Origin of the sequence: Actinoplanes sp. CA-030573, from assembly GCF_050951115.1 — a bacterium.
Classification (GTDB): Bacteria; Actinomycetota; Actinomycetes; order Mycobacteriales; family Micromonosporaceae; genus Actinoplanes.
The window spans coordinates 519,034-534,459 of sequence record NZ_CP192038.1 but is presented as its reverse complement, the minus strand read 5'-3'; the positions used below and the strand labels follow the sequence as shown (position 1 = coordinate 534,459).

Below are 15,426 nucleotides of genomic sequence, written 5' to 3'. Positions count from 1 at the left end.
GTTCGGGCCGGCCCTTTGCTACGTGAAGGATCAGGCGAAGGGTGCGTAACCCGCGAACGACGTGGTGCTCAGCGTGATGGTGCCCAGCAGTTTGGTGCCGCCACCGCGGTAAAGCAGCGCCTTCGAGTCGCTCTTGCGGATGGCGAAGATGTCGGTGTATCCGTCACGATCAAAATCACCGACACCGACCACATCCCGTACGTCGTTCCAGCCACCGCCGAGGGAGAAGCGCGCCTTGAGCTTGGCGCCCGCGTCTCCTGGGTAGACCCAGAGCGTCCCGGTCGCGTTGTCGCGGGCCACGAAGTCCATGTACCCGTCGCGGGTGAAGTCGCCGACGCCGGCGAGCTCGCTCCGGCCGCTGAAGACGTTCGCGGCGAGCAGCTTCCGCGGACCGATTTTCTGGCCGGCGAGCCCCGGGTACAGGTAGAGGTCCGAGCCGTCGATGCCGGCCAGATCGGGGAAGCCGTCCTTGTTGAAGTCGCCGAGGGCAGTGATCTCGCGGACGGTGTTCCACGCCATCGCGATCACCTTCCGGGCGCCGAACCCGGTCGTCGTTCCGGGGTAGAAGTAGAGCACGCCGCGGGTGTCGCGGGCGATCAGGTCTTCCTTGCCATCGGTGTTGAAGTCGCCGACGCGGACGAACGCGTTCATCGCGTTCCAGCCGCCACCCAGGTCCTTGCGCGTGTCCGTGTTCAGCGTCCCGCCGCTGCCGGTGACGAGGTACATGTCTCCATGGGCGGTGTCCCGCGCGAGCACGTCCGACCAGCCATCGTTGGTGAAGTCGGCCATCTTCGCCGCCGGCAGCGGGGCGAAGTCGACGTAGTCGTTGTCGATGTTGATCGTGACGCCGCCGTACGTCTCTTGATGGCCGCCCTTGTACTGCTTCATGCGGCGGTGGCCGGCCCACATCGTCGACGGGATGTTCGGGTCGTCGGTGGTGACCTTGCCGTCCCAGCGGGCGAAGTCCATGTAGTCCGGCGGCGTGTATCCGCTCGCCGAGTAGTTCGCGACCTGATCGACGACGCCCGATCCGGCACTGGAGTAGAAGCCGGAGAAGTAGCCGAGATCGTGCAGCGCGGTTGTCCAGCCGTTCATGAAGTCGAGGACGCCCCGGCGGCAGATCGCGTCGGCGGTGTTGTACGCCTCGACGTCGTAGATGATCACGCTCTGCTTGGCCAGACCGAGGCCGGCGGCCTTGGCGGCGGCGTCGGCGGCGGCGGCACGCCCCTGGACGGTGGCATTCGCATTGTCGATCAGCGTGCGGTTGCCAGTGCTGCCGGTGCAGGTCGCCTGCGGTCCGACGTAGATCGGCAGCAGCTTCCACCCGGCCGTGACCTGGGTCTTGACCCAGTCGGCGGTGAGATTGGGCTGTGCGCAGCCGCGGTTCACCCCGCCGATGTAGATGCCGATGCCCTTGTACGGCGACGAGGCCTTCCACGCCGCCATCGACGCACTCGCGGGCGCCGCGCAGGCGTCGAACGCCGATCCGGTGAAGGACCCGGGCTGGACCGTGCTGTAGGCCGCCGCGGCGCCGGCATTGGTCTGCGCCAGCGTGAACGAGGCCGCGCCGAGGACGACGGCCAGGAAGCCGGCCTTGATCGCCGTCTTGCGGCTCGCCGGGACGGGCCTGCGATGCCCCGGACGATGTACCCGATCCCCCATGATCACCCTTCTCGGCAGGAAGCGACCACCGAGCAAACCAAGCGATCATGGAGAATGCCTCGGCCGAACGGCTCACCTTAGGCGAGCCGTTCGGCCGAAAACGATCGATCAATACCAATAGCGGCGGCCGCCGACCGGGCGGCCGACCGAGCCGAGGATCCAGAACACGGCGCCGACGATCAACAGGATGATCCCGATCGTGGTGAGGATCGAGATGTGGGCAAAAATGCCGATCAACAGCAGCACGAGGCCGACGATCAACATGGAACCGCTCCAATCAGCGGGGGGATTGTTCCGCTGGCCGGAGCGATACCCATCGCTGAGATTCGCCAACCATCGCCCCCGCCCGCCCCGCTGCGGAGCCGGACCGCAGCCGCGCCGCCACGTCACACGTGGAAAGGACCTTTGACCACAGAAGTGACACCGCAGGTTTCGGCGGGCCCGCTCCGGCTACCGTGTTAGCCGATGCCACCTTCATCCGAACTCCCGGGATTCCTGCACGGAGTCGCCCCGATCCTCGATCGGTGGGGTTACCTCGCCGTCGCCGCCATGATCGGCGTCGAGAGCTTCGGGGTGCCGGCGCCCGGTCAGACGATCATGGTGGCGGCCGCGATCTACGCGGGCGCCGGTCGCCTGAACATCTTCGGGGTGGCCGCGATCGCGTTCGTGGCGGCGGTGCTCGGCGACAACGTCGGCTACTGGATCGGGGTGCGTGGCGGCCGCAAAGCCGTGCACCGGTGGGGCAAGTACGTCTTCCTGACGCCGGAGCGATTAGCCCGGGCGGAGGGTTTTTTCGCCCGCCGGGGAAGTCGTATCGTTGTCATCGCTCGCTTCATCGACGGTCTCCGGCAGTTCAACGGCGTGATCGCGGGCATCACCGCGATGCCGTGGCGCACGTTCCTGATCTACAACGCGATCGGCGCGGCGCTGTGGGTCGGTTGGTGGACGAGCATCGCGTATGCGCTCGGTAACCATCTCGTCGAGATCATCGAGCACGCACACCGATACAAATGGTGGGCGATCACCATCGTCACCATCGCGGTGATCGCCTACATCACCTTGCACCTCCGGCACGTCAAACGTCGGCGCGCTCGCACCGCCGCGAGTGTCGTCGAGGAGCCCCACGGCTGAGACGAGGCGCGGGGCGGGCCGGGGTGCGGACGAAAGGAGAGTTCGTGACCACCCCTCAACTCGACCGTCGTCGCGCTCAATCGGCCGCCGCCGGCGCCGCCGCGGAAAAGGCCCGGCATGCCGTCACGGAGCTGGACAACCGGCTCAAGACGAACGCCGACATGACCAGCCAGCAGGCTCAAGCCCTGCGTAACGCCGAGGCCGAGGCCCGGCGTCTCAAGCGCTCGCTCAAGACCCAGGAGCGCGACCGGGCCCGCCTGGTCAAGGCGCGCAAGAAGGCCGTCGCCCGGGCGGCGAAGGCCAAGAGGCGCGCCGCCGGCGCCGAGACCAAGTACGACAAGGCGGTCCTGGCCGACCTGGTCCGCCGCGAGAAGCAACGCGACCGCGCGGAGGCCGCCCCCGTCGCCGCGATCACCGCCGCCCCGAGTGCCTCCGCCACCGAGGCCGCCGCCACCCAGCCCGCGACCACTCAGGCCTCCGCGGCCGAGGCGCCGGCGCCGACCGCCACGCCGGCGATCTCCGCTGGCGCTGCCGCCAGGACAGGGTCCGGCGCGGGCGCCGCCAAGGCGGCAGCCGGCGCGGGCGCCGCGGGGACGACCTCGGCCGCCCCCGCGGTCAAGAGCACGCGCGCGGCGGCTCCCGTGGCCAAGGCGACACCCGCCCGCGGCACCGCCGTGAGCCGGGCAACCGCCGCCCGCAAGACGGCCGCCGCGGCCGAGACCGGCGCGGCCGCGGAGACCACGGCCTCCGCCGCGAAGTCCACCCGGACGACGACCAACGGCCGTGCCACCGCGGCGCGCAAGGCGACCGCCGACACGACCGCGCGCCGCGCCACCTCCCCACGCCGCACCACCGGTCGCTGACCACCACCGGCGCGCCGCGCCGTTCCCACGCCGCGCCACCGGCCGCTGAGCACCACCGACGCGCCGGGATGGCCGGCCCGGCGGCGGCGCACTGAGACGAAGGCCGCTCGCGGTAACCATCCCGGGGGCGGCCTCTTCGCGTCAGACTTGGGCCCGAACCCCGAGACCAAGGCGGAGGAACGGTGGCGGACATCAACCCGGCGGAGATCGGCGCGATCCTCTTCGACATGGACGGGACGCTCGTCGACTCGGATCGCGCGGTCGAGCGGTCCTGGCTGTCGTGGGCCGGCGAGTACGGCGCCGACGGTCCCGCGGCGTACGAGATGGCGCACGGGAGTCCGAGCGAGACGACCGTGCGCAAGCTCCTCCGCGACGCCGATGAGGAGGAGATCCGCCGAGCCTCCGCCCGCCAGCTCGAGCTGCAGTACGACGACCTGTCCGACGTCGAGGCCACCCCCGGCGCCCACGACCTGCTCGCGCTGCTGGCCGCCGAGGGACTGCCGTGGGCGGTCGTGACCAGCGCCGACGGCCGGCTCGCCAAGGCCCGGCTGGACGCCGCCGGCATCACCCCGCCGGTGCTGGTGACCACCGATGACGTGACCGCCGGCAAGCCCGACCCGGCCGGCTACCGGCGCGCGGCCGAGCTGCTGGGCGTCGCGCCGGAGAGCTGTCTCGTGGTCGAGGACGCCGAGGTCGGCCTGGAAGCGGCCCGCCAGGCCGGGGCGCACACGGCGGCCCTGCGCGGCCTCGACGGCGACCTGCGGCTGACGGAACTGGCCGAGCTGACCGCGTGGCTCAGAGAGAATCCAGGAACTCGGCCGTAGGCACGAAGAACAACGAACCGGTCACGGCGGTCGAGAAGTCCAGGATCCGGTCGTGGTTCCCGTACGGGTTGCCGAGGAACATGCGGCGCAGCATCTGCTCGGGCACGTCGGGGTCCGCGGCGTACGCGATGTAGTAGGTCCCGAACTCGCCGTCCTTGATCGAACCGAACGGCATGTTGTCCCGCAGGATCTTCAGCTCGTTGCCGTCCGGGTCGTCGATCGTGTTCAGCTCGACGTGCGAGTTCGAGGCCTTGTCTTTGAGCTCCACGTTGTCGAGCTTGGTCCGGCCGATCGCCGCCTCCTGCTCCTCCACCGTCAGCGCGTTCCACGCCACCAGGTCGTGCCGGTACTTCTGAACGAGCACGTAACTGCCGCCCGCGTACGCCGGATCCTCGTCCCCGATCAGCACGTGCGCCGCGGCCTCGTCGCCCACCGGGTTCTCCGTGCCGTCGACGAAGCCGAGCAGGTCCCGTTCGTCGAAGTACTTGAAGCCGTGCGTCTCGTCGACCACGTCGGCCACCCCGCGCAGCCGGTCGGCGATCTTGCTGGCCAGCTCGAAGCAGACGTCCATCTGCCCGGCCCGGATGTGGAAGAGCAGGTCACCGGGGGTGGAGGGCGCGGTGTGCACGCTGCCCTTCCAGGACCGGAACTTGTGCAGCCCGGCCGGCCGCGGCGCGGTGAACAGCCGGTCCCACAGCTCGGCGCCGATCCCGGTGACGCAGGACAGCTTCGCCGCCGGCAGCCGGAACCCGACCGTACGCTGCAGGCCGCTCACGTCCGCGAGCAGCTCCCGCACGGTGTCCTCGCCGCCCGCCCGGACGGTCAGGACCAGGAAGATCGCGGCGTCGGTCAGCGGGGCCAGCACCGCCTGCGAGTTCACCATCGGGCCGAGCGAGCGAGGCGCTGTCATGATCCGCAGGATACGGCGTCCGGCGACGATAATGGACCGATGAGTAACCGGGTTGACGTTGTCATCGTGGGCGCGGGGCTGTCCGGCATCGGCGCCGCCTACCGCCTGCAGACCGAGTGCCCGGGCAAGAGCTTCCTGATCCTCGAGGGCCGCGACGTCAGCGGCGGCACCTGGGATCTCTTCCGCTATCCCGGCGTCCGCTCCGACTCCGACATGTTCACCCTGGGCTATCCGTTCCGGCCCTGGCGGCACCGGCGGGCGATCGCGTCGGGCGAGACCATTCTGCGGTACGTGCGGGAGACGTCCCGGGCGTACGACATCGACCGGAAGATCCGCTTCGGCCGCCGGGTGGTCTCGGCCCGCTGGTCCACGGAGGACGCCGCCTGGACGGTGCGCACCGGCAACGGCGAGACGTACGAGTGCTCGTTCCTCTACCTCTGCACCGGCTACTACCGCTACTCGGCCGGCCATGACGCCGGCTTCCCGGGCCGGGCGGACTTCACCGGTCGCGTCGTGCACCCCCAGCACTGGCCGGACGACCTCGACCACGCGGGCAAGCGGGTCGTGGTGATCGGCAGCGGCGCGACCGCGGTGACGCTGGTGCCGGCCATGGCCGAGACCGCGGAGCACGTCACGATGCTCCAGCGCTCCCCGACGTACATGATCAATCTGGCCAACGGCGATGCCGGCGCCGGCGCCCGCCCGATGAGCCGCGCCGTCGCCCGCCTGGTTCGCACCCGCAACGTCCTCGGCACCGCCCTGCTCTACCAGGCGTCCCGGCGCTGGCCCGCGCGGATGGGCGGCTTCCTGCGCCGCCAGGTGGCCGGTCAGCTGCCGCCGGGCGTGCCGGTCGACCCGCATTTCACGCCCGCCTACGCGCCCTGGGACCAGCGCCTCTGCGTGGTGCCGGACGGCGATCTCTTCGCCGCGATGCGGTCCGGGACGGCGTCGGTGGTCACCGGGACGATCGAGACCTTCACCGAGAAGGGCGTACGCCTGACCGACGGCACCGAGCTCGAGGCCGACATCATCGTGACCGCGACCGGCCTGACCATGGTGGCCCTCGGCGAGATCGAGGTGGATGTCGACGGCGATCGGGTGGCGAGCGGCCGGGTCGGCGTCTACAAGGGAATGATGCTCGAAGGGGTGCCCAACCTGGCCTGGTGCGTGGGCTACGTGAACGCCTCCTGGACCCTGCGGGCCGACCTCACCTCGCGGTACGTGTGCCGGCTGCTCAACTACATGGAGCGGCACCGGATCGAGATCACCACGCCGGTGGTGCCGCCGGGGACGGCGTTGCTCGACGAGCCCGCGATGGCGCTCTCCTCCGGGTACGTGCGGCGGGCCGCGGGCGTGCTCCCGCGCCAGGGCGGCCGCCGGCCGTGGCGGATGAGCAGCAACTACCTGACCGACATGCCGGCCATGCGCTTCGGCCGGATCGACGACGGCAACGTCCGGTTTGCCCGGCGGAAGGGCTGACATGCAGCGATTCGCCTTCGCCGGGCGCACGTGCCTGATCACCGGCGCGGCCAGCGGGATCGGCGCCGCCCTCGCCCTCGACCTGGCCCAGCGGCGGGCGGTGCTGGCGCTGGTCGACAAGGACGCCGAGGGCCTGGAGCGCGTCGCCGGGATGGCCCGCGAGGTCGGCGCCGGGTCCGTCACCCCGTACGTCATCGATCTCAGCGATGGCGGCGACCGGCTGGACCTGGCCGCCGAGATCGCCTCCCGGCACGGTGGGGTGGATCTTCTGATCAACAATGCCGGCGTCACGCTGACCGGCACCTTCGAGCAGAACCGGATCGCCGACGTCGACTGGCTGCTCGAGATCAACCTGCACGCCGTGATCCGGATGACCAAGGCGTTCCTGCCGCAGCTGCTGGCCAAGCCGGGCTCGCACCTGGTCAACATCTCCAGCCTGTTCGGACTGATCGGCCCGCCCGGCCAGGTCGCCTACGTGACCAGCAAGTTCGGCGTGCGCGGGTTCACCGAGGCGCTGCGGCACGAGATCGGCCCGCGCGGCGTCGGGGTGACCGTCGTGCATCCGGGCGGCATCAAGACCAACATCGCGGCGAACGCCCGGATCAGCGGCGCCGACCCCGACGGCGAGCAGGCCGAGCAGGCCCGGCAGTTCGCCGAGGCGGCGCTGACCATGCCGCCGGCCGAGGCGGCCCGGCAGATCGTGGCGGCCATCCAGTCGCGCAAGCCGCGGCTGGTGATCACCAAGGAGGCCCGGGCGGCGGACTGGCTGGTGCGGCTGACGCCGAACCACTGGTGGACGATCAGTCAGCGCTTGGCCGAGCGCCGTCGCATCAAAACCTAGAAGACGGCCAGGCGGCGGCGGTCGAGGCCGTCGATGGTGGTGAAGTCGCCTCCGGCCTCCAGGGTGCCGGTCGCCCTGTTGACGCTCAGCACCCGTACGCCGATCACGCCGTTGCCCTTCGGCGCCCACGCCGCGAGCGCGCCGGTCGCGGTCACCGCGGCCAGCTTCAGCCGCGGCTCGGAACCCTCGGCGCAGGACCCGTGCGCGCCGTTGCGGCTGGTCCGGCAGGCACTGTCGAAATGACCGCCGACATAGGTCACGCCGCCGGCCACCGCGATCGCGGCGGCATCCCCGTCGAAGACCTGCTGCCAGCGCAGGACGCCGGTCGGCCCGTACGCGATGGCCCGCCCGCCGACCCCGGCGGTGGCCACGTAGATCCCCGCCGGGTCCAGCGCGATCGCCCGCACCTCGGCCGGCACCTTGGCGCGGAAGCCCAGATCGACCGCGCCGGTCACCCCGTGCACCGCGGCCAGCCGCAGCGTGCCGCGCTCGTCGTCGACGAAGTGGAACGCGCCGCCGAGGTAGATCCGGTTGCCGTGCGCGACCAGCGCGTGCACGGCGTCGTCGGTGGCCGGCCGCCATTCGGGGTCGAGCCGGCCGGTCGACAGCGAGAAGGCGGCCAGGTTGGCCCGCCGCTTGCCGTCCACGTCGCTGAAGCTGCCGCCCAGGTAGAGCCGCCCGTTCCCGATCACCAGCGCGTACGCGGTGCCGGTCAGCGTGTGGTGGAACGGCAGCACGGTGCTCGCGACCGGGCTGAGCCGGGCCAGCGAGTCCCGGTCGTGCCCGCCGACCGCGTGGAAGTCGCCGGCGGCGTAGATGCTGTCGGCGGTGGCGGCCAGCGCCCGTACCGTGCCGTCGGCCGGCGGCGCCCAGCTCAGCAGGGCCCCGGTGCGCGCGTCGAAGGCCGCGAGCCGGGAGCGCGGATAGCTCCGGCCGCCGTAGGTCGCGGCGGTGAAGGCGCCGCCGACGTAGACGACCGGCCCACTGTGCGCGATCGCGTACACCCCGCCGTTGAAGGTGGGAGCGGCGCTCATCGCTCGATCCCCGCCGGCCGTCGCCCGTGCCGGCAGGCCGAAGAGAAGGGTGGCCAGCGCGACGAGGCCGGCGATCACGAATTTGGGCACAAATCTCTAACCGTCGTGGACGCGGGAAAGTCTCGGCGCTTCGGCCTCCGCTTCCTGCTCCGCCGTGGCCTGCGCCTCCAGCGCCGCCTCGACGTCGGCGGCCCGGGACTGGGTGCGCAGGCCGAGCATGTTGAGCCACTCGACCAGCTGGAGGTGCACCGCGTCGGCGCCGTCCAGCTCGGGCCGGGCGATCGGCCAGCGTGCCGGGTGCACCAGCACCGCCTCGGTCTGCCAGCCGCCGAGCCCGCCGTGCGAGCCGACCAGCTCCTCGAACGCGGCCACCTCCTCGGTGACCGGGTCCACGCAGCTGACCAGCACCAGGTCGCCGACGTGCTGCGACTCCTGGTGACGCAGCAGGTCGGCCCGGGCGTGCGGGCCGTACGGGATGAGCGGGTCGACCCCCTCGACGGTGTCGTCGCGCAGCCGGTGGATGCCGGATGTGCCGATCGCGACCGGGCCGTCCTCGTCCCGCACCACGACCAGCCCGACCCCCGGGTGTGCGGCCAGTCCCGGGATCAGCCGCGGGTGCGCCCGGTCGATCTCGGTCCGGCTAAGCCGGTGGTCGAAGCGGGTCAGGTACAGCAGCGAGAGGTTGCCCGAGGAGACGACCAGCAGCGGCGGCTCCTCCCCCGGTGGCGGGTCCGCGTCCGGCGGCGGCTCCTGGGCGCGCTCGGCGGTCAGCCGGCCCACCAGCTCGTCGAGGGTCTCGCCGTAGCGCTGCCGGAAGGTCGCGCCCTGGCTCTGCCCGTGATCGGAGAGCACCACGATGTGGTAGCGCCGGGCCGCCTCGGGCGCGAGCCGCTCGAGCACGCCGAGCATCCGGTCCAGGCTCTCCAGCTGCCGCATCGACTCCGGCCGGGCCGGGCCGGCGTGGTGCGCCACCTCGTCGTAGTCGACCAGGTCGCAGTAGATGGCCGGGGCGCCGCGGGCCATCTGCTCGGCGATCAGCGAGACGTTCACGTCGCGCAGCAGCATCGAGGCCGGTCGCAGGGCCAGGAACGCGCCGGAGCGGCTGACCCGGGGCAGCAGGTTGCGGCGGCGCTGGAGGCGGGCCTGGTGCAGCTCGGTGAAGACCTCGCCGACGCCGAGCACGAGTGCCCGGGTGAAGCCGTACGGTGAGGCCATGAACGCCGCCCAGCCGCGGGCCGACCGCCCCGGCAGCGCCGCGTGGCTCACCGTGAGCAGGCTGACCGAGGCATCGCCGCTGAACGCGTTGCCGATGCTCACGCCGCCGTCGCGCAGCAGGCCGCGACCGTCGCTGAGCCGGGGCTCGATGATCGCGGCGTCCCGCGGCCGGTTCGAGACCATCAGCTTGCCGGTGTCCTTCTCGTACCACCGGAAGCCCGGAATCTGCCGGGTCGCGCCGTGCAGGATGCCGGCCTGCGAGGCCGGGGTGGTCGACGGCAGCCCGGTGTGCCAGCCGCGCATGGTGTGGCTGCCCGAGCGCAGCCAGTGGCCCAGCGTCGGCAGGTTCCCGGCCCGCACCGCCCACCGCAGCACCGGCTCGGAGAGGCCGTCCAGCTGCACCATCAGCAGCCCCGGCTCGGTGCCCGGGCGCGGCCGGCGCAGCGTCAGCAACGGCCCGCCGGCCTGGCGCGCCTGCCGCCGGCGCACCCCGCGCATGAGCCGCTTGGCCTCCTTGACGAAGGTGTCGTCGGTGCCGCTGTCGAGCATCCAGTCGATGATGGCGGCGAAGACGACGGCCAGGATCGCGGCGATGACCAGCGACGGGAGGCCGCTGATCCGCTCGGCCGGGTCGAGCTCGAGCGCGATGACGATGACCGCGATCTGGGCGACCACGCCGAGCAGCATCGCGCCCCAGCCGCCCAGCGCCACGATGCCGACCAGCAACAGCGGCCGCAGCACGGCGCCGACGGCGGCGACCACCAGCACGAGACCGAGGGTGTCCACGATGTCGGCGCTGGCGACCCCCGGCATCAACCAGAGCGTGGCGGTCAGCACCACGAACGTGACCACCGCGCTGCGCAGCACGGCGCGCAGCCGGTTGACGATCCGCCGCGGGCTGAACAGGGCGCGAAGCTCCGCGCGCACGTCCCGGACGGGCGGCGGCGGGGGTTCGAGCGGGCTTACGGCCACGGGAAAACGATCGCACAGGGGTCGGTGGCGGGTGCCGATGGTGCCGGGAATCACCCGTACCCGATCGAGGGAAAGACAAGCCGTTTCGCCCCGCACGCCGGATAGCTTCGGCCCGGTGCGCCGTCTGCTGGTACTTCTGCTGCCGCTCGTCTTGTTCGCGTGTTCGGCGCCGTCGCCGCCGGTCGCGAGGACCGCCTTGAAGACCGTCGGCTACTTCACCGACTGGGGCGTCTACGGCCGCGACTTCCAGGTGAAGGATCTCGACACGAGCGGGGCGGCCGGCCGGCTCACCCACCTGGTGTACGCGTTCGGCAAGGTCGACGGGGGCCGGTGCGCCGCCGCCGACACCTGGGCCGACTACCAGAAGACGATGCCGGCCGCGGACAGTGTGGACGGGGTCGCCGACCAGCCCACCAGCCCGCTCAAAGGCAACTTCGGCCAGCTGCGCAAGCTCAAGGCCCGGCACCCCGGCCTCCGGGTGATCTGGTCGTTCGGCGGGTGGAACGGCTCCGGCGGCTTCACCGCCGCGGCCCGCGACCCGCAGGCGTTCGCCGCGTCGTGCAAGTCCCTGGTCGGCGACGCGCGGTGGGCCGGCGTCTTCGACGGCGTGGACATCGACTGGGAGTACCCGAACGCGTGCGGGCTGACCTGCGACTCCAGCGGCCCGTCCGGGCTCGATCGGGTGCTCGGCGCGCTGCGCTCGGCGTTCGGCCCGCGGGCGCTGATCACGGCCGCAGTCCCGGCCGACCCGGGCAAGCTCGGCAAGACCGACTATCGGGCGGCAGCCCGCTCGGCCGACTGGCTGGGCGCGATGACCTATGACTACTTCGGCACCGGCGCGGACGGTGGCGGCGACGACGAGTCCGACCGGCATCGCGTCGAGCCGCACGCGGCGCTCAACGCGTACGCCGGGATCCCGCGCCAGTCGGCGAACGCCACCGCGACCATCGACGAGCTGCTCGGCGCCGGCATACCTCCGGCGAAGATCCTGCTCGGCATCCCCTTCTACGGCCGCGGCTGGACCGGCGTCACGGCCGACCCACCGGGCGCCGGCGCGACCGGCCCGGCCGACGGGCGCTACGAGAAGGGCCTGGAGGACTACGAGATCCTGGCCACGCGCTGCCCGCCGACCGGCACCGTCGGCGGGACGGCCTACGCCCGCTGCGGCTCCCAGTGGTGGTCCTACGACACCCCGCAGACCATCAAGACCAAGATGGCGTACGCCCGGAAGAAGTCCCTGGGCGGCGCCTTCGCCTGGGAGCTGTCCGGCGACACCCCGCACTCGGATCTGCTCAACGCCGTGGCGTCCGGTCTCGCCGCGCAGCCCTGAGCCGCACTGCCCTGAGCCGCACAGCCCTGAGCCGCACTGCCCTGAGCCTCACCGACCGGCGGCCGGGCGGCGTCCCCAGGCCGAGATCAGCGGCGCGAGGGTCAGGTCGAGCTCGCCGGCCTCGACGGCGGCCAGGTGCGCGTCGATCTCGGCATCGTCGGCCAGGCCGGCCGCCAGCAACTCGCCGCGCACGTGCCGGATGGTCGCCGCCTCCAGCCGGTCGCAGGCCGGCCCGCCGACCGGGAACGAGCCGGCCGCGGCGACATCGACCAGCCCGGCCGCCCGCAGGGCCCGCGGCAGCGTCCGGCCGTAGCGCAGGTCCGCACCTCGGCGGGTCAGCAGCTCCCGGAACGCCTCGCGCAGCCGGTTGGCCCGCCGCTGCGCGGGACCGCTGTCGTCCAGGCAGGCCAGTGGCTGCAGAGCGGTGTCGGCGTCCTCGATCAGCAGCCGGCCACCGGGACGCAGCGCCGCCACCATCGTCGCCAGCGCCCGCTCGCGGTCGGGCACATGCACCAGCACGAGCCGGGCGTGCACCAGATCGAACGTGCCCGGCTCCGGCGGCGGATCGGCGGCAACGTCATGCCGGCGCACCTCGTAACCGGCGTCCCGACTTAGCCACGACGTGTCGATGTCGGTGGCAAGGACGTGCCCGCTCGGGCCGACCGTCGCCGCGAGCGCCTCCGGGATGCCGGGGCCACCGGCGCCGACCTCCCAGCAGCGCCAGCCGGCCTCGACCCCGAGCCGATCGAGATGCCCGCGCGTCACACCGTCGAACAGCTCGGCCAGCCAGGCGAACCGCTCGCCCGCCTCGGCGCGCGCGTTGTCCAGCAGGTACCCGCGACCGGGAGAGGAAGTCACCACTCCATGATGAACCTCTAACCGATCTCGACCCAGACGTTGTCGAGCGCGCCGTTGAACTGGTCGTTGTCGGCGTAGGCGCCCTTGCCGCCGATGCTCAGCGGGCGGCCGTTGGTGACCGAGAGCTTGGCCGGGATCGTGGCCACGCCCCGCCGGACGCCGTCGACCAGCACCTCGAGCGCGGTGCCGGCCCGGTGGCAGGCGATGGCGTGCCAGCGCCCGTCGGCCACGCTCACCGCGCTGGTCACCATCCGGATGGCCGGCTTCTTGTCGTCGACCAGCACGCAGCTGGGCCGCCCGGCGACGCCGTCGACCTGCAGCTTCCACTGGCTGCTGGTGGTCGAGTAGCCCTTCTGCACGACGTTCTGGCCCTTGCTGGTCTGCCCGGGAAGGATCAGGACATCGGCGCCGTACGCGATGTCGCGCGTCCCCGGGTTCAGATCGGCCGAGCTCGGCGTCTGCAGCGCCACGTGCGGGCAGACCCGGGCGGCGCAACGAGCCGGGAAGGCCAGCGCCGTACCCTGGCCGTGCACCACCGAGCGGACCACCCCGCCGTGGCCGGAGATCACCGACAGCGTGTGCCCGTGCCCGGACTCGTCGAGGATCGCGCCGGACCGCCCGTTGAACGTATAGCGCGCGGTGACCACGCCCGGGTCCGGCACGGCGGTCGCGGCCGCCGCCGGGCCGGGCACGGCGACGACCGCGAGGAGCACGCCGAACCACCTGGATCGCATGCCTGAATTATCACTTGTGACACTTATGTCCGTCAGGACATCCGGCCCGCAAACCGGCCGATCATGCCTGGCTGAACGGCTTAACCCAGGTGTGCGCCGGCGCCCTCGACCGGCAGATCCGACTTCCGCACCTTGATGAACACCGCGGAGACCACGGCGGCCAGCAGGATCATCGCGGCCGCCCAGGTGAACGCGGCCGAGTAGCCGTCGATCTGGGCGAGCAGCCCGATCTGCTGCCCCTCGGCCGGCGACTTCGCCGACGGCAGGTGGCTGGTGACGTACGCGGTGATGGCGCTCGTCGCGATCGTGTTCAGCAGCGCCGTGCCGAGCGAGCCGCCGACCTGCTGGGTGGCGTTCAGCGCCGCGCTCGCCGCGCCCTCGTCGTGCTCGGGCACCCCGACCAGGGCCAGGCTCGAGAGCGGCACGAAGGTGAAGCCGAGCCCGAGGCCGAGCAGGACCTGGGCCGGCATCAGGTGCGCCCAGAACGACGTGTCGAGGTCGATGAAGCGCAACCAGATCATGCCGGCCGCGGCCAGGATCGGCCCGACGATCATCAGCGGCTTGGCGCCGATCCGCGGGAGCAGGTTGCTGGCCACGGTGGCCGAGATCAGCACGCCGACGGTCACCGGCAGCGAGGCGAAGCCGGCCTTGAGCGGCGTGTAGCCCAGCACGTTCTGCTGGTAGAGGGTCAGGAACAGGAACGCGCCGAACAGGCCGGCGCCGACCAGGGCCGAGGTGATGTAGGCGCCACCGCGGTTGCGGTCGGCCACGATCCGCAGCGGCAGCAGCGGGTTGCGGGCCCGGCGCTGCAGCCACACGAAGATCGCGATCAGCACCACGCCGGCGGCGATGAACCCGAGCGTGACCGGCGAGCTCCAGCCCTCGTCCGGCTTCGCGGCCTCGGTGAAGCCGTAGACCAGCGAGGCGAGACCGAGCGTGACCACGACGGCGCCCGGGATGTCGTACGTGGTGTCGCCGTGCGCCCGACTCTCCGGCACCAGCGGGATGGCCAGGGCGAGCGCGACCAGCGCGACCGGGATGTTGACCAGCAGGCACCAGCGCCAGTTCGCGTACTCGGTGAGCACGCCGCCCAGCAGCAGGCCGACCGCCGAGCCGCCCCCCGCGATCGCGCCGTAGACGGCGAACGCCTTGGCCCGCTCCCGGGCCTCAGTGAACAGCACCGTGAGCAGGGCGAGCGAGGCCGGGGCGAGCAGCGCGCCGAACGCACCCTGCAGTGCCCGCGCCGCGAACAGCATGGCGCCGCTGGTGGCCAGGCCGCCGAGCGCCGAGGCGGCCGCGAAACCGACCGCGCCGACCATGAACGCCCGCTTGCGGCCCCAGTAGTCGGAGATCCGGCCGCCGAGCAGCAGCAGACCGCCGAAGGCCAGCGTGTAGGCGGTGATGACCCACTGCCGGTCGGCGTCGGAGATGTCCAGCGCCTTCTGCGCGCTGGGCAGTGCGATGTTCACGATGGTCGCGTCGAGGACGACCATGAGCTGAGCGATGGCAATGACGCCGAGCGCTACCCAGCGTTGCGGGTGCGGCTCACCCGACGGTTTCGCATTCGAAAAAG

The 15,426-nt window shown here is 72.0% G+C and carries 14 protein-coding genes; 6 read left to right on the top strand and 8 right to left on the bottom strand.

Annotated features, from left to right (window positions below; genetic code table 11):
* Positions 1-30: 30 nt before the first annotated feature.
* Together ACQP2F_RS02470 and ACQP2F_RS02465 are read right to left on the bottom strand one after the other, a co-directional pair.
* On the bottom strand, positions 31-1,662 hold the full coding sequence (locus ACQP2F_RS02470; protein WP_433300217.1) for a glycoside hydrolase domain-containing protein: 1,632 nt from the start codon (positions 1,660-1,662) through the stop codon (positions 31-33).
* Between the two features lie 108 nt (positions 1,663-1,770).
* Complete coding sequence (locus ACQP2F_RS02465; protein ID WP_433300215.1) at positions 1,771-1,926, bottom strand: DUF6131 family protein; 156 nt, start codon at positions 1,924-1,926, stop codon at positions 1,771-1,773.
* A 201-nt stretch (positions 1,927-2,127) separates the two neighbouring features.
* On the opposite strand from ACQP2F_RS02465, the gene ACQP2F_RS02460 reads away from it, so the two are divergent.
* The 3 genes from ACQP2F_RS02460 to ACQP2F_RS02450 all read left to right on the top strand — a co-directional run bounded on the left by ACQP2F_RS02460 (position 2,128) and on the right by ACQP2F_RS02450 (position 4,480).
* Positions 2,128-2,793: a DedA family protein gene (locus tag ACQP2F_RS02460; RefSeq protein WP_433300214.1), complete on the top strand. Its 666-nt coding sequence runs from the start codon at positions 2,128-2,130 to the stop codon at positions 2,791-2,793.
* Positions 2,794-2,837: 44 nt separating this feature from the next.
* Positions 2,838-3,656, top strand: a complete 819-nt coding sequence (locus tag ACQP2F_RS02455; RefSeq protein ID WP_433300213.1) for a hypothetical protein — start codon at positions 2,838-2,840, stop codon at positions 3,654-3,656.
* A 182-nt stretch (positions 3,657-3,838) separates the two neighbouring features.
* Complete coding sequence (locus tag ACQP2F_RS02450) at positions 3,839-4,480, top strand: HAD-IA family hydrolase (RefSeq protein WP_433300211.1); 642 nt, start codon at positions 3,839-3,841, stop codon at positions 4,478-4,480.
* On the opposite strand, the gene ACQP2F_RS02445 is transcribed toward ACQP2F_RS02450, so the two are convergent.
* On the bottom strand, positions 4,452-5,390 hold the full coding sequence (locus ACQP2F_RS02445; protein ID WP_433300209.1) for a Dyp-type peroxidase: 939 nt from the start codon (positions 5,388-5,390) through the stop codon (positions 4,452-4,454). The two genes, ACQP2F_RS02450 and ACQP2F_RS02445, sit on opposite strands and share 29 nt — an antisense overlap.
* A gap of 39 nt (positions 5,391-5,429) precedes the next feature.
* On the opposite strand from ACQP2F_RS02445, the gene ACQP2F_RS02440 reads away from it, so the two are divergent.
* Positions 5,430-6,869 (top strand): flavin-containing monooxygenase, encoded by a 1,440-nt coding sequence (locus ACQP2F_RS02440; protein ID WP_433300208.1) that lies wholly within the window; start codon positions 5,430-5,432, stop codon positions 6,867-6,869.
* 1 nt (position 6,870) lies between these two features.
* Positions 6,871-7,710, top strand: a complete 840-nt coding sequence (locus tag ACQP2F_RS02435; protein ID WP_433300206.1) for an SDR family NAD(P)-dependent oxidoreductase — start codon at positions 6,871-6,873, stop codon at positions 7,708-7,710.
* Here ACQP2F_RS02435 and ACQP2F_RS02430 read toward each other — a convergent pair.
* Positions 7,707-8,834, bottom strand: coding sequence for a hypothetical protein (locus ACQP2F_RS02430; protein WP_433300204.1), 1,128 nt, complete (start codon positions 8,832-8,834; stop codon positions 7,707-7,709). The genes ACQP2F_RS02435 and ACQP2F_RS02430 overlap by 4 nt on opposite strands.
* A 6-nt stretch (positions 8,835-8,840) precedes the next feature.
* Entirely contained in the window at positions 8,841-10,931 is a 2,091-nt protein-coding gene (locus tag ACQP2F_RS02425) for an alkaline phosphatase family protein (protein ID WP_433300202.1), read from the bottom strand.
* A 115-nt stretch (positions 10,932-11,046) separates the two neighbouring features.
* Here ACQP2F_RS02425 and ACQP2F_RS02420 point away from each other — a divergent pair, with 115 nt between their 5' ends.
* Positions 11,047-12,261 (top strand): glycoside hydrolase family 18 protein, encoded by a 1,215-nt coding sequence (locus ACQP2F_RS02420; RefSeq protein ID WP_433300201.1) that lies wholly within the window; start codon positions 11,047-11,049, stop codon positions 12,259-12,261.
* A gap of 48 nt (positions 12,262-12,309) precedes the next feature.
* Here the strand turns inward: ACQP2F_RS02420 and ACQP2F_RS02415 are convergent, their stop codons facing one another.
* The 3 genes from ACQP2F_RS02415 to ACQP2F_RS02405 form a co-directional block, all read right to left on the bottom strand.
* Positions 12,310-13,119, bottom strand: a complete 810-nt coding sequence (locus ACQP2F_RS02415) for a methyltransferase domain-containing protein (RefSeq protein WP_433300199.1) — start codon at positions 13,117-13,119, stop codon at positions 12,310-12,312.
* A gap of 17 nt (positions 13,120-13,136) precedes the next feature.
* The gene (locus ACQP2F_RS02410; protein WP_433300197.1) at positions 13,137-13,853 is read right to left on the bottom strand and encodes a LamG-like jellyroll fold domain-containing protein; all 717 of its coding nucleotides are present in this window, start codon (positions 13,851-13,853) and stop codon (positions 13,137-13,139) included.
* A gap of 80 nt (positions 13,854-13,933) precedes the next feature.
* Positions 13,934-15,346 (bottom strand): MFS transporter, encoded by a 1,413-nt coding sequence (locus ACQP2F_RS02405; protein WP_433300196.1) that lies wholly within the window; start codon positions 15,344-15,346, stop codon positions 13,934-13,936.
* Between the last annotated feature and the right edge of the window lie 80 nt (positions 15,347-15,426).

Excerpts from the sequence above, each read along its gene's own strand:
- ACQP2F_RS02465 (WP_433300215.1), bottom strand. The coding sequence starts at position 1,926 with ATGTTGATCGTCGGCCTCGTGCTGCTGTTGATCGGCATTTTTGCCCAC.
- ACQP2F_RS02470 (WP_433300217.1), bottom strand. The coding sequence starts at position 1,662 with ATGGGGGATCGGGTACATCGTCCGGGGCATCGCAGGCCCGTCCCGGCG.
- ACQP2F_RS02445 (WP_433300209.1), bottom strand. The coding sequence starts at position 5,390 with ATGACAGCGCCTCGCTCGCTCGGCCCGATGGTGAACTCGCAGGCGGTG.
- ACQP2F_RS02435 (WP_433300206.1), top strand. The coding sequence starts at position 6,871 with ATGCAGCGATTCGCCTTCGCCGGGCGCACGTGCCTGATCACCGGCGCG.
- ACQP2F_RS02440 (WP_433300208.1), top strand. The coding sequence starts at position 5,430 with ATGAGTAACCGGGTTGACGTTGTCATCGTGGGCGCGGGGCTGTCCGGC.
- ACQP2F_RS02460 (WP_433300214.1), top strand. The coding sequence starts at position 2,128 with ATGCCACCTTCATCCGAACTCCCGGGATTCCTGCACGGAGTCGCCCCG.
- ACQP2F_RS02405 (WP_433300196.1), bottom strand. The coding sequence starts at position 15,346 with ATGGTCGTCCTCGACGCGACCATCGTGAACATCGCACTGCCCAGCGCG.
- ACQP2F_RS02410 (WP_433300197.1), bottom strand. The coding sequence starts at position 13,853 with ATGCGATCCAGGTGGTTCGGCGTGCTCCTCGCGGTCGTCGCCGTGCCC.